Source organism: Streptomyces sp. NBC_00102 (assembly GCF_026343115.1).
GTDB lineage: Bacteria > Actinomycetota > Actinomycetes > Streptomycetales > Streptomycetaceae > Streptomyces.
The window spans coordinates 270355-285136 of sequence record NZ_JAPEMC010000004.1 but is presented as its reverse complement, the minus strand read 5'-3'; the positions used below and the strand labels follow the sequence as shown (position 1 = coordinate 285136).

Here is a 14782-nt window from a genome sequence, read left to right as displayed (position 1 = left end):
CGCCACGCTATCGCTTGGGCGGCTGCTGCGGCCGTGGGTGAGGGTTGAGGGGCTGGCAGCTTGAGGCGGGTCGGCAGCGCGGGGGTCGCCGAGGTGTCCTTGGTGTGGGAGCAGCTGATCAAGCCTGCGGCGGTGAGCGCTTCGATGGCCTCAGCGAGGTCCGTACGGCGGCTGGGGCGCATCGCGGAGGCTGCGTCGGCGATGGCGAAGACTTCCCAGAGTTCTGTGAGGGTGAGGGTTCGTCGTGGCCATTCCTCCAGTGCTGCGGCGAGTCTCATGGCTCGTGGGGACAGTGTGGCGTTGGCTGAGGTGGAGGGGTTCATGGCGTCTCTGTGGGCCGGCGGTAGACCCGGGCTGCGGTGACTGTTCCCGGTGCTGCGCCGGGGGTCGCGGTTTCGACGTCTTCGAAGGGATGTGGCATTTGGGCGCGGACAGTGTCGGCCACTCGGATGTGCTTGAGTCCCGCTCGTAGATCGGCGTCGTTTCGCATCCGGATCCATAGCGGGAACGCTGCCAGGGCGCGGTCGTCGGACAGTCCGGTGGTGTATACCAGTTGGACGCCCAGGGCTGAGGCCACGCCCTGCTGCAGGTCGAGGAGGTAGGAGGCGCTCGCCTTGCCGATCGGGTTGTCGAGGAACAGTACGCCGGAGTGACGGTTGCGCATCTGGCCTCGTTCGTTGGCTCGCAACGCAGCCATGGTGCAGTACAGGATGATCGCGGCCGTGAGTTCCTGTCCTCCGGAGAACACTGTGTTCATCTGCTCGACCGGGACTCGCTCGTCGCGCAGGACGGAGTCTGGCTTCAGTACTTCGACGCTGAAGCCTTTGGGAACGGCGGCTTCGGCGGAGCGCAGGAGGAGTGCGATGCCGTCCCGTTTGGGGGCGCTGCCGCGGGCTCCGATCTGGCGGGCTGCTGTGGAGGCGGCGATCTCGTCAACGAGTTCGCCGATGCGGGCGGCGAGCAGGCTGGGGTCAGGATCGGTGAAGCGGATGCGGAGGAACTCTTTGCCTTCCCAGTCACCGAGCCCGGAGGGCAGTCGGGACAGGCGTGTTGCAGTCCGTAGGGTCTTGAGCGCCCCATCAGTGAGCGCGGCCAGTCGCTCGACGATGAGTTTGCGATGCTTGCCGGCGTTGTCCAGATCCGTGTTCAGTGTGGCGAGCCGCTGCGCGAGCTGATCGGCGAATTCTGTGGCACGGGCGCCCAGTTGTTCTCGTCCCAGGCTGATGATGGCCCGCCTGGCGACGTTCGTTGTCTTTTCGAACCGGATGTCACCGACGAAGCGGACCGCTCCGTCGACGAGTCCATTGAGGGCGTGGGTGGCGTCGCTGGCGGCGGCGCGGGCTTCACGCAGATCGCGTCGCATCCGGTCAGATTGATCGCGGGCGCTCTCCGCTGACTGCTGGTAGGGCTCGACGGTGTCGGGGCCCAGTTGCGTCGTCGTCGGCCGTGCTCCCTGAGGACCGGAGGTGTCGTCAAGGGTCGCTTGTACAGGCTGGAGCACTTCACGGAAGCTGCGGGCAGCTTCGCTTGCCTGCTGCATGTGGCGTTGCAGGCCTGCAACGTTCCGCGTGGCGATTTCGAGGGCGTCTTGGGCAGCACGCTGCTCGGCCTGGGCTGTTTCCAAAAGCTGGCGTCCCTGCTCGACGGAGGCAGGGCGGCGTGTCTCGGGGAGAACGATCCACACGTTGCGGTCGCGGTCGGCGGGGCTAGCGGTGCGCAGGTCGCTGCGGAGTTGTCCGACGCGTTCGTTCGCAGTGCTGATGGTCGTAGTCAGCCGCTGCTTGTCTCGGTTCGCCCGTGCGATTTCGGCCTGCCGGCTGGCGCGGTCGGCGCCGGCGGGTGTGGTGAGCAGTCGTTCGGCTTCAGCGGTCGCCTCGGGTGGGATTCGTTCAAGGTCGGTGCGGCGTCGGGCGGCTTCGGTCATGGCCCGGTCTGCCTCTGCTCGGAGGTCTTAGCCGACTTCGAGGCTGCGGTAGACGTCGGCTGCGGCTTCGTAGGCCTGTTGGAGGGCCAGCAGACTTTGGCTCGGGACGGTTGGAGCGATGGCGCCACTGGCGGTGACGACCTCGGATGCCGCGACGAGGTGGCGCTCGGCGCGGTCTCGGGCGTTCTCTGCCGCCCGCACGGCCTCTTCGACCTGTGTCAGCTTCTGTTCCCGGGTCTCGGCTGCCTCTCCCACGATACGGCGAGCCGTTTCCATGGCCTGCTCAGCCTCGCCGGCTCGCCGCTGTGCTTCGGCAGCACGCTCCACCTTGGCCGTGAGCCGTTCGAGAGCGCCTGCTGTGTCTGCGGCGGCCCGCTCCTGTGTGCGCAGCTGGGCGAGTTGAGCGGGGTAGACGGCGTCGCGCTCTGCCCAGGTTTCCACGTCTGCGGTTGCTGCCTGCGCCTGCTCTTTCGCTGTGGCGACGGCGGCGTCTGCGGCCAGGAGTTGCTCCGTCAGCTCGGTAAGACGGCCGGATGGGCAGGCTTTGCGCCAGGCACCGAGTTCGGCGGCGACTTCGCGGCTGCGGTGCAACGCCGTGGCGAGTGTCGCGATCTCCTGGCCGCGGCGTTTCATGTCCTCGCGCAGCTCCGCCCGGCGCGCTTCGGCGGCTTCCTCGTCGAACATGGCCGGGTTGGTCTCGAGCACGAAGCGGGCTGAGGTCAGATCAGTTGCGGTGAGCAGCTGCACACCGGTGCCGACGGCAATCGCGGCTGCGGGCAGCAGGTTTGCCGCTGCGATGGCGGTGCGGGCCTGGGGAAGCTGCGTTGCGTCGACGAGCACGATTCCGTCGGCGAGTTCTGGATGTGTCGCGATGAGGGTGATGCGTTCGCTGGCGGAGGCATTTTGTGCCAGGTAGCGCCAGCCTGTGTGGGCGGCGACGCCTGAGTCCCGCAGAACCTCGACGGCGACCTCGACCTCAGGTCTGGCCGGCAGCAGGCCGCCGTCGCCTAGCGCGGTGAGAACACGGTGGTCGCCGTTCTGTACAGCGCGTAGGCCGTCCAGCCGTTCTTCACGTGTGCCGATGTCTTCGGCGAGCTGGCCAGCGAGTGCTTCCGCCGATGCGTCGAGGGTCGCCGTGTCGATACGGTCTACTGCTAGGGCGGCGGCGAGGACTTCATAGGCGGCCAGTCGCGAAGCGCGGGCGGTCAGATCCTGCAACTGTTGTGCTATCGGCTGCTGTTCGCGCTCTTTGTCCAGCAGCGCCCCGGCGGCTTCGCTGGCGCGGATTTGAGCGTCCTTGAGCTTCCGTGCGACCTCTGCGGCCTTGCGTTCTGTAGCAGCGAGCGTGTCTTCGAGGAGGGCTGCTTTCGCGTGGGCTTCCTGGGCCGCGGCGGGCACGTCTGAGCCAGCCGGCATGAGACCGTCGGAGATGGCCTGGGCTACTGCGCGGGCTGTCTCGCTGACTTCGGCCAGGGCTGACTGCTGTGCGCTGCGGGCCTTCTCCTCGTCCCGCAGCGCGGCAGTGCGCTGCTCGTCCGCCTTCTTGGCGGTCAGCTTGCACTCCTCAGCTTCCTGATTGAGCTTTCGTGCCTGCCCATGGTCATGGGCTGCCGCGTTGTGGAGTTTCGCCAGCAGCTGGGCCGCGGCCGCGTCGCGTGCGGCCAGAGCGGGTCGCGCGGTCTCCTCGGCGTCGGCGATCTGGCGCTCGAGCGCGCGTGCGTGAGCAACCGATTGGTCACGGGCTTCGACCATCTCGGACGCCGTCCAGCCAGCCAGTTCGAGCTCGATCGCTGCTTGTGCAAGCTGCGCTGCGTCTTGCTGTTCCTCCGCGGCGGCGAGTTCTAGGGCAAAAATCTGACGGCGGATTTCGTTGACGACGTCGCGCGTTCGGTCGCGGTCGGTTTCGGATGCGCTTGCTTGGGTTACTGCTGCAGCGTGCTCGCCGGTCAGCCGTCTGGCGGCAGTCTGTTCAGCGTTGTGGCGCGCTGCGACTTGGGCGCTGAATGCGTGGATGTCTTGCTCCGTGCGCTGCAGTGTGGCTCGCGTCTGCATCGCCGTGGTGTGCGCTGCGCCGACGGGGTGCAGCGCCGCTACGGTGCCTTCGGCGAAGTCGCGCTCCATCAACATCGCGGATCGGTCGCCGACGGTGGTGGCGTAGCTGTCGAAGTTGTCCGCCACGCTGACGGCGTCGGCGGGGTCCATGACGATCGTGAGGAGCCAGTCGACGAATTCCTTGCTGCTCTTGAATTTGAATGCGCTGGCCGCTTCCCCTTCGTCGGCGTTCATCTGGCGCTGGATGGCGAACAGCTCGGGTTCGATGCGCAGGCTGCGCAGATGGTCGAGCCACTCCCCTTGATGGGATCCGATCCAGGCCAGCTGGGTGGCTGGGTGGTTGCGGTCGATCTCCTCCAGCGCCTCCTGGAAGTGGCCCAGTCGTAGGCGGCGGCCGTCGGCGGTGAAAGGGAGCGTGGACACTTCGACGGCGGCGTTGGGGCGCAGCGACCACCATGCCTCACCCAGCTTGCGGCCGTCGCTGGTGCGCTTGCGTCGCCACTGGTAGGTCTTTCCGGTGACGATGCGTTCGCCGGTTTTGACGTGCATCCACTCCAGTACGACGTGTCCCGCGTCCTCGCCCACGACGAACTTTTCCAGTACTTCGGACGCGCCGCCGAGGGTGTTGCGTTTCCCAGGCAGGATGACAGAGAAGAGCAGTTTGAGCAGGACGCTCTTGCCTCCGCCGTTTTCCAGAAGGAGGAGGCTATAGGGGCTGGGGCGGCGCGGAGGCGCGTCGAACAGCGTCCCCCCGCCGATGGGCTCACCCACATCGGCGAGATTCAAGGTGACGTCGGTGAAACGGGCACCGCGCGGGCCGACGCCGAACATGCGGACGCGGTTGAGTTCGTACACAGTCATCCCCTACAGCTTGGCGATGCCGTCGGGCGACCATTCGACGGCGGTCAGCGTGCCTGTCCCATCAGTGATCTCTGTGATGCCGAGCGCCAGGAGCTCGTCGAACATGATCGCGCCGGCTTCCCGGACTTGTGCCCGGTAGCGCGGCGTCGTTCGGTAGGTGCCGCCTCGCGCGTCGCCGGTGCGTACCAGCAGGCCTTGGTCGGCGAGGAAGGCAAGGGCCTTGCTGACGATGCCGGTCGTCGAGGTATGGAGTTTGCGTCCATCGCCGGTCGCCCCGGTTTGGGCGCGGCGCGTATAGACCCTCCACACCGCCTCCAGGCCCGGTCGGTCGCTGGATGGGTCGGTGTCCGCTCCTTCGGCCGTGGCGGTTTCGGCCAGAGCGGTGGAGGCCTGGCGCACGAAAGCTTCGACTCCCTGTGCGGTGATCCGGCCGAGGTAGGTTTCGTCGGCGAGGTCTGCCGGGCGTGGGAATGCGAGGGTGGCGGCGCCCAGGTGGGCCAGTGCGTGCAGCACCCGCTCGTGTGCTTTCCCATCGCCGCCGGTCCGACGCGCATAGTCGGTCATCCGGATGGCGAAGACGCTTTCCTCAGTGGAAGCGACGACCACGCCCGTCCGCTCGGTGACCTCGAGGATGACCAGGTCCAGTCCTCGGGCAACGGCGGCAGTGACGGTGGCGAACTCGTCGTCGCTCCGAAAGCGCCGCACCAGCCGCCTGTATTCGTCGTCGCGGGAGGGGACGAGTTTGGGCCGTAGGCCGAAACCGACGAGGCGGGAGGCTTCGGCGGCGGTGTCGGCGGCGCTCATGCAGCCCCCCTTTCCCGCCCTGCAGGCATCAGATCTCGGGAGAGGGCTCCCATAACTGCCCCTTCAGGCCCTGCGCCGTCGCCATCGGCGGGAGTGGTCAATCCGGCTCGGGCAACGATGAGATCGGCGCCAGCAAACTCAGGATCACTCAGCACGGCACCGTCGTCCACAGCGAGAAGCACCGAAGACGCGCCGTGCCGGACGGCCGGGCCGATCTCTTGCGCTGCGAGGGCGAGCACCCGCACCACCACGAGCAGCGGCAGCTCAGGATGCAGATCGCGAGCTTCCTCCAGCAGCCCGGACAGACGCCGCGGTGCCTCCACGTCGAGGTCCAGCAGCCACTCCAGGTGCTCGTAGCACTCCTCCGGGAAGCGAGGTACCTCTGCCGCCTCCGACAACTCCGGCTCCTCGATCTCGCTGCCCAGCACCTCGCGGACCGCCGGAGGAGTCACCAGCAGGGTAAAGAGGTCAGCCAAACGCAACGCCGGGCGCACGGCCAGTCCGACGACCCGCGTGAAGTAAGCGGCGAGCACCCCGTCGGCGTCGCACACCGGCAACGCGAGCGCCGGCTGCAGGAGCTGAGCGTGGAGGTCGAGGTCCGCCCGCATGGGCTGCGGTGCGAACGTCTGCCGGTCCTGCTCAGCCCGAAAGCGCCGACCGGCGTTCTGAAGTGCTGCCTGGAGCTGCTCGTGACGTCGCAGGCAATCGCGAACGATCCCCACAAGCGCAGCAGCCTGCTGCTTGCGCACAGGGGTATCGGCGGTGTCACGCGCCTCTGTGATGTTCACCAAGATAGCGTTCTCCGCCCGGCAGCGGGCCTCGATGTGCTCAAGCGCCTCCGCGATGAACGTCGGCATGGCGGTCAGCCAGTCCACCGTACGCACGTCGCGGCTCGTGGCTTCGAGCCGCTGACGCAGCATCTCGCCGTACTGGATCGTCCGGTACCGCGCGGCCTGAGCAGCAGCTTGCGCGTCTGAGAGCCGACCACGCCGAATCAGCGTCTCCAGCCGTACATCCGCGGCGATCTGCGCCGACTCGATGTCAACCTCCAGCGCACCGACAAGAACGTTGACCGCTTCATTCGAAGCACGCAGGTAGATCCCGCCGTCGGCTCCCGGAACCTCCTCGAGAAGGCGGAAGTCGAAATCACGCCGCTCGTACCGCCCGTCGGTACCCGTCATCCCGTAGACCGCGCGGAAGCCTCGATCAGCCGATCCCACGTTGAGGAGGTTCTCAAGCACCCACCCAGCGGCGTGCTCGTGCTCAGTTGCAGAGCGGTCCGGCGCCTGATCAGCGGCGTAGCGGGACAGATCTTCAACGGTCCGCTCCGGAGAAGCGCCGGCGTCGAAATCCATCGCGAGAGTCACCAGATCGATCGCGTGCAGCGCAAGCTCGCTCATCTGGTAGGCAGTCAAGTCAGCCGACTGAACAGATGGCTTACGGGCGTCCAGGTCGTGTAGGGGCGCAGTGCACGCCAACGCTTTGATGCGCTGGGCGAATCCAGTGTCTAAGTTCGCATGTCCTTCAGCCACCCTCCAAACGGTAAGGGGGAGCACTGACAACGCGCCGCGTTTGGCTAAAGCCGACAGTCAAGGTGGCCGAGATCCAAGCAGAACGTCCCTGGTCACCACTACCCTCACCACTCCGGCCGCTAGGCAGCGGCCGGTCTTTCCCTGGCCCGTCGTGGAAGATCGGCGAGGGCGACGTAGATGCCATGCGGGTGCATGCGAGGAAGCTGCGTGCATGTGGGGATGGTCGTGGCGCTCAGACGGCAGGGCTGGCACGACGCACGAAGTGCCCGCCCCCACCTGGCGCGCAGGGCGCCTACTCGAAGCGAACTCGCCTGAGTCGACAGTGCTTTGACATGACACTGCCCGACATCGCCCGCACACCGGACACATATGGTGCCGGTGTATCCCTGCGCAGCAGTGCACCCTGCAGAAGCAGTTCAGCCGTTCGCCGCGCGCAGTACCGGGTGTCATTCTGCGGACCATGACGTGCACGGCATCACTGACTTTGAGCACCGGCGAACTTGACCGGCTCGCCGCGCAGGGCGCTGAAGGGATTCTGGACGGTGAGGGGTACTTCAGATGCGACCTGGCCGCGTATCACCCCTGCCGGCACGTCGCTCTCGTGGATGTCCTCGTTCTTGAAGGGCAGTTGCCCGTCACCACGCACTGGCTCTGGTGGCAGGCGGCCGGCCATGGACTGACTCTCGGACCCTCATGCGAGCGCTGCCCGCTGCCTCTGCATCACCCCGCGGGCTCGGGCTGGACGAATGTCCCGCAGCAAGCAAGAAAGGACTGTGCAAGCATCCGGTGGGCCACCTGGGAGACCACTGGCTCTGACCCGCCGAGCCGCATCCCCTCGTGCACGCAGCCCGCCCGCCTGACGTCATACGTTGCCTGATCGCGAATGACCACTCGGAGACATCCGGCCCACTCTTCTAGGGGTGAGCAGTCAGCGAGGGCGCCAGGTTCGAACTTCGAGGTGCGTGATGTGGGCGTCTTCGTGAATGCGGCCGTTTTCGAGGAGCCAGCTATGGACGGCGCCAGTGACGTCGCCGCCTGCTGCATCGACGCGGCGGGCGAAGTCGGCGGCATCAAAGCCTCCCGTGACAGCGGATCCGTAGGAGCGCTCCTCTGTGTGGTCGGCCCGTTGGACAACGTCGCGGCGGATGCCGGGGGAGTCGGTTCGGCTGCCCGAAGCAAGGGTGTAGCCGGTCTTGGGCATGCGGACGGTGAAGGCGAGGCGGAGGTGTTGGCGGGCAGCTTCGGCGATCAGGGGGCGTAGGCGCGTGGCGCCGGAGGCGATGGCTTGGGCACCGGCCCGGCCGGTACCGGTTCCGGCGGGGGTGATGAGGACGGCTTTGGTCCGAACCCGGGCGCGGGCGCCGGAGCTGGTGGTGCGACGGGTGATGTGAGGGGCTGCGAGGGCGGCGAGTTCAGAAGTGTCGGTGATGCCAGCAGTCTGGACGGCGGCCAAGGCGTGGGTGAGGGCGGGGACGAAGGCGGCTCCTTTGTGGCGTGTGTAGAACTGGGAGACCAGGGAGGGGTCCCGTCCGATGATGCGGGCGATGTCGCGCTTGGTGAAGCCGGCGGCCTGGAACTGGTCGGCGAGTTGGGCAGCCTCGTTCAGTTCCGGATCGGTGGCGGGGCGGCGGGTGCGCGGGGGCATCAGGCCTCCCTGGGTGTGGCGGCTGCCGTCTTCTGGAGGGCGGCTCGGCCGGCGTCGCGAAGGGTGAGGAGTTCATCCTCGGTGGTAGGTGCGGTCAGGGGGCCGGTGAGGTGGCCCTTGTGGAGGTAGTCGCCGGGTTGGCCGTGGTAGGGCCAGGCCTGGGGTTGGGTGAGGTAGACGGCGTCGGTGCGGAAGGCGACGACGCTGCCGGGCGGGGTGTGGAGGGCTCCGGCGTAGGTGTTGTCGTCGCGGTGGCGCTGGGAGAGCAGGGCAGCGCGGGCGCCGGACCAGATCGTGGCGGCCCATTCGGGGTGGGCGTTGGGGTCGCGGGTAAAGCCGGTGGGCCGCTGCCAGGTGATCTGTTCGTCGGTGAAGCCGACGATCTCGGCGTCGGCGGGGACGTCGCGCTCGTGGGTGCGGGGGGTGGTGCCGGTGACCATGCGGGGGCGCTGGGCGAAGGAGCCGATGCCGTAGAGGAGAAGAGAGCGGACGGCGCGGGAGGCGAGGCGGGCGGCCTGGCGCTGTGCGGGGTCGCCGTGGAGGCCGGCCTCGGCGGCGAGGGCGGACCAGGCTTCCTTGAGCTTTTTCGACCAGTCATCGAGCGGTTTGCCGTCGTCCCACAGCAGGCCGTCGAGGATCTCGATGTGCCAGGGCTGGATCGGGTTGGCGAGCGCGGTGTGGATCTCGGGTCCGCCGGCCCAGGTGGTGAAGGTGGTGCAGGGCTTGGCAGGATAGTGCCAGGCACGGTCGCCGGGAGCGGGGGCGGGGAGGATGCCGACGTGGTTCCAGGTGTCGGGGACGGTGACGCGGACGTGCCAGTGGCCGCAGCCGTAGAGGGCCTTGATCTGGTCCTTCTCGCTCCAGGAGGCGAAGGTGGCGGCGGTGATCCGCTTGGGGGTGCCGACGGGTGATTTCCAGGTGTGCTTGGCGTAGGCGAAGGTGCGGTCGTACTCGGCGAGGGCGGGCAGCTTGTCCGGTACCTGGGGCGGGGTGATGAGTTCGGTACGGCCCTGGCCGGCGGTGGCGTGGAGCAGTCCGCGGAGTTCCTCGGACAGGACCGGGTAGCCGTCGGCGTGCTGGCCACGGGCGGGGATGGTGCGGGTCCACAGGTCGCGGCCGGTCTGGGACGGGGAGCCCATCAAGACGGCGTCGCTCCAGTGGGTGCGCAGAGCCTTCCAGAGAAGGACGAACGCGTCGCGGACGATCGCGGGGTCGGCGCCTTCGGGGTCGAACCACTCCCCCACCGAGCGGATCTCGACGTGGTGCTGGCCGTTGTCGCTCTGGTAGCGGCCGACGGGGTTGCGGGGGTGGACGAAGTGCCCGGCCATCTTGTCTTTGCCGCGTCCGGTGTCGGTCCGCCACCCGGTGACGGGGGCGTTCAGCCAGGCGGCGACGGCGTCCTTGAGGAAGGGGTGCTGGTCGGCCTGGTGGTGCCAGGGGTCTCCGGCGGTGATGAAGATCCGCTCGGTGCCTTCCGGGGCGGCGTGGAAGACGGCTTGGAGGATCGTGGCGGCCGCCACGTCGGGCAGGGTCAGGCGCAGGGTCTGGTCACGGTGGACCAGGACCCCGGTGATGGTGTCGAGGAAGACGGTCGAGCGGGCCTGCTGGGTGAAGTTCGGGTGAGTGGAAACTAGGTTCGGGGTGTGGGTGAACCACCGGCCACCCTCGGGGCCTTCAGGGATCGACGGCAGCTCGCGCGCCGGGGCGGCCTCGGGGACGGGCGCTGCTGCAGCGGCGGGTCCGGGTGCAGCAGGGCCGGGATGAGCGGTGGGGGCGATCACGGCCTGGGCAGGCACGTGCGTCTCGGGCGGGCCGGGCTGCTCTGCTGCTACGAGAGGGGCAGGCTGATTGCCAGGCGCCGGTGCAGCGCTCCTGGAGGCGAGAGGCGCGGTGCCGGCAGGTTGGTCGGGCTGCGGTGCCTGTGCGTCGGGTGCGGGAGCTCCGGCGGCGAGGCTCTTGGGGGTGAGGGCTGGGGCGATGTGGACGATGTCGGCAAGGCTCAGGCCGGCCGCAGGAGCGATCCGCTCCGCGTTCGCTTTGTCATGGGCGGCCAGTGCACGGATCTTCTTGTCCCGTGCCGCCTCGAGCTTGGCCAGGGCCGCCTTCGCGTGCTTGATTTCGTCGCGGTCCTTGCGCAGGTCGGCAAGGGCGGCGTTGTAGGCCTTGGCGTCCATCACGGTCCCTCGAAGTCGGCGTTGCGGGTTGATACGTAGGCGATCGGGCCGCCGGAATGAGAGGGCAGGCGGGATCCGAGGAGCAGTTCGGCGGTTTGGCGGTCCGCGGCCACGGATGCGGTGAGGTGGATGGCAGGGCGCACGAGATCGGTGACGTATCCGGCCAGGACAGCGCCGGGGAAGGCGTGACGGCCCCGTCCGTTGCTCTCCCACCGATCCAGACCGGTCAGAACGGCGACCACGAATCCGGAGACGGTGACGGGCAGGACACCGCCCGCCGCAACGCTGGGAGCGTCGCAACGCCACCAGCCCCGCATTGCCCTCTGTATCTCCTCGGTCTGCAAAGTGGCTGAGTACCCGGTCCGCTCGGGGTTCTTGGCGTCCGCCTCACGTGTCTGCCGGTCTGCTTCCACGCGCAGTACGGCGATCTCCGATGCTGTGAGGGCATCCAAGGGAGCGGTACGCCGTGTGCTCAGAGCCTGGACGGCTTCCAGGGGGACCATCACCCGCACCCCCCTGTTGGTCAGTCCGGGAATCAGGCGAGCGTGCACGAGGCGACGGAAGGTGGTGATGGCCATGCCAAGCTCGGCGGCCGCTTGCCCTGTCGTCAGCAGCATCGCACCTCACCTCCCTTGTCAAGTCTACTCAGATATCTGATCCGACATGCACGATATCGAGTGCGCCAAGGAGCGTCAAAGGCTCACGTCCGACCGCGTTTTGGCGGCGTGCGCCTTCACGACAGGGAGGCACCGTCGGAAAGCCGTACTCTGAGTCTCCCCTCATAGCGTGGAGTCCGTGACTGCAGGGGAAGTTGAGAGTCATGGCGGAGAAGCGTCGGGTGTTCACGGCTGAGTTTCGTGAGGGGGCTGTACGGATCGTGACGGAGACCGGGAAGGCGGTCCCTGAGGTCGCGCAGGACTTGGGGATCAACGAGACGACGCTGGCGAGCTGGGTCTCGCGGGCCAAGCGTGCCGGCAACGGCCGGGGTGAGAGTGAGGCCGAGGAGCTCGCCCGGTTGCGGCGGGAGGTCGCACAGTTGAAAAAGGACAACAAGGAGCTCGGTATGGAGCGTGATGTCCTCAAACGCTGCATGGTCCTGTGGGTGAAGTAGCTGCCGCGGACCCGGCCGTCGTGGCCGGGGTGATCAGCGACCAGAGGACCGGGCACAACATTCCGCATACCGTCTCCTGCCGCGCGCTGGGCGTGAGCGAGTCGTGGTTCTACAAGTGGCGGAACCGTAAGCCCACCGGGCGTGAGCTGCGACGACAGCAGCTGACCAAGGAGATCAGAGAGATCTTCAAGGAGTCCGGTGGCACCTACGGATCACCGAAGATCTTCATTCTGCTGGTCCGCAAGGGCTGGCACGTCTCCGTGAACACCGTCGCCAAACTGATGGCCGAACTCGGCCTGGTCGCCCGCGTGGTGAAACACCGCAAGGGCTTGACCAGACAGGGAAAGCGGCCCGCTGCCCCGGATCACGTGAAGCGCGATTTCACGGCTGAGGAGCCCGACCTCGTCTGGGTCGGCGATATGACGGAGATCGTCACCGGTGAGGGCAAGATCTACCTCGCGACGGTCATCGACCTGTTCTCAAGGCGCCTGCTCGGATACGCGACGGGTGCCCACCATGACGCGGACCTGGTGGTGGCCGCGCTGAACATGGCCGGGACCACCCGGGGCGGTGACGTGCGCGGAGTGATCTTCCACAGCGACCGCGGCTCGGAATACACGTCCCGGAAGTTCGGCCGTGCCTGCCGCAGGCTGGGCGTCTTCCGGTCCATGGGGCGCGTGGGATCGTGCTTCGACAACGCGGTGAGCGAGGCGTTCAACAGCGTCCTCAAGGTCGAATACGTCCACCGGCGCACCTTCGCCACCCGGGCCGAGGCCCGGATCAGGATCGCCACCTGGATCACCGACTTCTACAACCCTCGTCGGCTACACAGCGTGTGCGATTTCAAGAGTCCGATCGACTACGAACGCGAATACTGGGCCGACCTCACCGAGGGGCTGGCTGCATAGGAAGGGCTCCACAGTTCGAGGGGATTGACACTCGGACAATCCCCCGGCGTACCATGCGGCGCGGAGCCTCATGAGCCGAAGGACTTCACCGCGCTTCGCCTGCTTGGTCGTCCGCGGGCTGGCCAGGCTCGGGCCCACCGCGTCGTCGTTCTGCGGAGCGGCGGCTCAGCGCAGTCCTGGCGGATCGGCTTCGCTTCTCTTGACCGTCCTGGTCATGTCTCGCATGGACATGGTCAGCCCTGCGCTGGAACGTCTATTGGTCCTGGTTGCACCGAGCATCTCGCCGCTCGCACGGCCGGCCCTTCTTAGGAAGTACCGCCAGTCTGTCCAGTAGCCAGGTCACGTAACGCCACCACGCAGATGTCACCATGAACCGCCCCGGGTTCGGTAGAGACTTCATATTGCGGTTGTGACCTGGGGTTTCGTGGTCGCGCGGTAGTAGTTGGTCTCGTATTCGACGGGTGGGATGTGCCCTATTTCACCGTGGAGCCGGCGGTGGCAGTACCAGTCCACCCACTCCGCGGTAGCGAGCTCGACCTGGGAAAGAGTCCTCCAGGGGCGCCCCGGTTTGATCAGCTCGGTCTTGAACAGGCCGATCGCGGACTCCATGAGGGCGTTGTCGTAGGCGTCGCCGACCGAGCCGATCGAGGCGGCGATGCCGGCGGCTGCCAGGTGCTCGGCGAGCCGGAAGCTCGTGTACTGCGACCCGGCATCGGAATGATGTATCAACTCGCCGCGCCGGTGGGGTGTTCATCGCGGTCGCGTTGCCACAGGGCCATGTCCAGAGTGTCCAGGACGAGCTTGGTCTCCTTCGATGTGGCAGCGGACCAGCCGACGATCCGGCGGGAGAAGGTGTCGACGACGAAGGCGACGTAGACGACCCCCGACCAGGTCTTGACGTGGGTGAAGTCGGCGACCCAGTAGCGGTTGGGGGCCGACGCGACGAACTTGCGGTCCAGCAGGTCCGGTGCCCGCTCGACGCTGCTGTCCTGGATCGTGGTGATGACCTTCCTTCCGCGGACGGCGCCGGTGATGCCGAGCTCGCGCATGAGACGTTCGACGGTGCACCGGGCCACGGTGTGGCCCTGTCGGTGCAGCTCGCGCCAGACTTTCCTGGCGCCGTAGACACGGTAGTTGGCCTCGTGGACCTCGGTGATCGCGTCCTTGAGGACGGCGTCCCGCACCTGTCTGGCCGAAGGTTCGGCGGCGCGTTTCTTCGCCGCGTAGTAGGTGGAGGGGGCGATCTTGCAGTCGTGCTCGGCGAGTACGCGGCAGATCGGCTCGACACCGCCGAAGCGGGCCCGGTGCTCGTCGATGAACGCTACGAGCGTGTGTGTGGCCGGTCGAGCTCGGCCGCGAAGAAAGACGCCGCAGCCTTCAGGATGTCGTTCGCGCGGCGCAATTCGGCGTTCTCCTTCTTCAACGCCTTCATCGCCGCGGACTCCTCCGACGTCGTGCCCGGACGCTGCCCGGAGTCGATCTCGTCCCGCCTGACCCAGTTCCGCAGGGTCTCGGCCGAACCGATACCGAGCTTCTGGGCGACCGCCCGCACGGCAGCCGACTCGTTCGGGTAGTCACCGCGGACCTCGCCGACCATACGAACCGCTCGTTTGCGCAGCTCAACGGGATAAGAGGAAGGGCGTGCCATGACTCAATCCTTTCACGGAATTGAGTCTCCACTCGACCCGGGGCGGTTCACCAGTCGCCACCAGAGAATTCCGGGCACAGCAGATCAGCGCGCCCAGATACGAAAACCGGCGCTGGCACAGTA

Annotated in this window: 10 protein-coding genes and 2 pseudogenes; 2 read left to right on the top strand and 10 right to left on the bottom strand. The window is 67.3% G+C overall.

Annotated elements, in window-relative coordinates; genetic code table 11:
• The 9 genes and pseudogenes from OHA55_RS34325 to OHA55_RS34285 all read right to left on the bottom strand — a co-directional run.
• Window positions 1-278 (bottom strand): annotated as a pseudogene (locus OHA55_RS34325) (hypothetical protein); the annotation flags it as partial.
• 41 nt (window positions 279-319) lie between these two features.
• A complete protein-coding gene (locus OHA55_RS34320; RefSeq protein WP_266713995.1) occupies window positions 320-1924 on the bottom strand; it encodes a hypothetical protein in 1605 nt (534 codons plus the stop codon).
• Between the two features lie 27 nt (window positions 1925-1951).
• A complete protein-coding gene (locus OHA55_RS34315) occupies window positions 1952-4837 on the bottom strand; it encodes a hypothetical protein (protein WP_266712595.1) in 2886 nt (961 codons plus the stop codon).
• A gap of 3 nt (window positions 4838-4840) precedes the next feature.
• Window positions 4841-5641: a hypothetical protein gene (locus OHA55_RS34310; protein WP_266712597.1), complete on the bottom strand. Its 801-nt coding sequence runs from the start codon at window positions 5639-5641 to the stop codon at window positions 4841-4843.
• The gene (locus tag OHA55_RS34305) at window positions 5638-7056 is read right to left on the bottom strand and encodes a hypothetical protein (RefSeq protein ID WP_266712599.1); all 1419 of its coding nucleotides are present in this window, start codon (window positions 7054-7056) and stop codon (window positions 5638-5640) included. Before OHA55_RS34305 ends, OHA55_RS34310 begins: the two co-directional genes overlap by 4 nt.
• Window positions 7057-7648: 592 nt before the next feature.
• Window positions 7649-7846, bottom strand: coding sequence for a hypothetical protein (locus tag OHA55_RS34300; protein ID WP_266712601.1), 198 nt, complete (start codon window positions 7844-7846; stop codon window positions 7649-7651).
• 255 nt (window positions 7847-8101) lie between these two features.
• A complete protein-coding gene (locus tag OHA55_RS34295; RefSeq protein WP_266712603.1) occupies window positions 8102-8818 on the bottom strand; it encodes a helix-turn-helix domain containing protein in 717 nt (238 codons plus the stop codon).
• Window positions 8818-10992, bottom strand: coding sequence for a hypothetical protein (locus OHA55_RS34290; RefSeq protein ID WP_266712605.1), 2175 nt, complete (start codon window positions 10990-10992; stop codon window positions 8818-8820). The genes OHA55_RS34295 and OHA55_RS34290 overlap by 1 nt, the downstream gene beginning before the upstream one ends.
• Window positions 10992-11609, bottom strand: a complete 618-nt coding sequence (locus OHA55_RS34285) for a helix-turn-helix domain-containing protein (protein ID WP_266712607.1) — start codon at window positions 11607-11609, stop codon at window positions 10992-10994. Before OHA55_RS34285 ends, OHA55_RS34290 begins: the two co-directional genes overlap by 1 nt.
• Before the next feature lie 203 nt (window positions 11610-11812).
• Here OHA55_RS34285 and OHA55_RS34280 point away from each other — a divergent pair, with 203 nt between their 5' ends.
• A complete protein-coding gene (locus tag OHA55_RS34280) occupies window positions 11813-12103 on the top strand; it encodes a transposase (protein WP_266712609.1) in 291 nt (96 codons plus the stop codon).
• A complete protein-coding gene (locus OHA55_RS34275; RefSeq protein ID WP_266712611.1) occupies window positions 12091-13011 on the top strand; it encodes an IS3 family transposase in 921 nt (306 codons plus the stop codon). Before OHA55_RS34280 ends, OHA55_RS34275 begins: the two co-directional genes overlap by 13 nt.
• A 396-nt stretch (window positions 13012-13407) precedes the next feature.
• Here OHA55_RS34275 and OHA55_RS34270 read toward each other — a convergent pair.
• Window positions 13408-14659, bottom strand: a pseudogene (locus OHA55_RS34270) (IS3 family transposase).
• Between the last annotated feature and the right edge of the window lie 123 nt (window positions 14660-14782).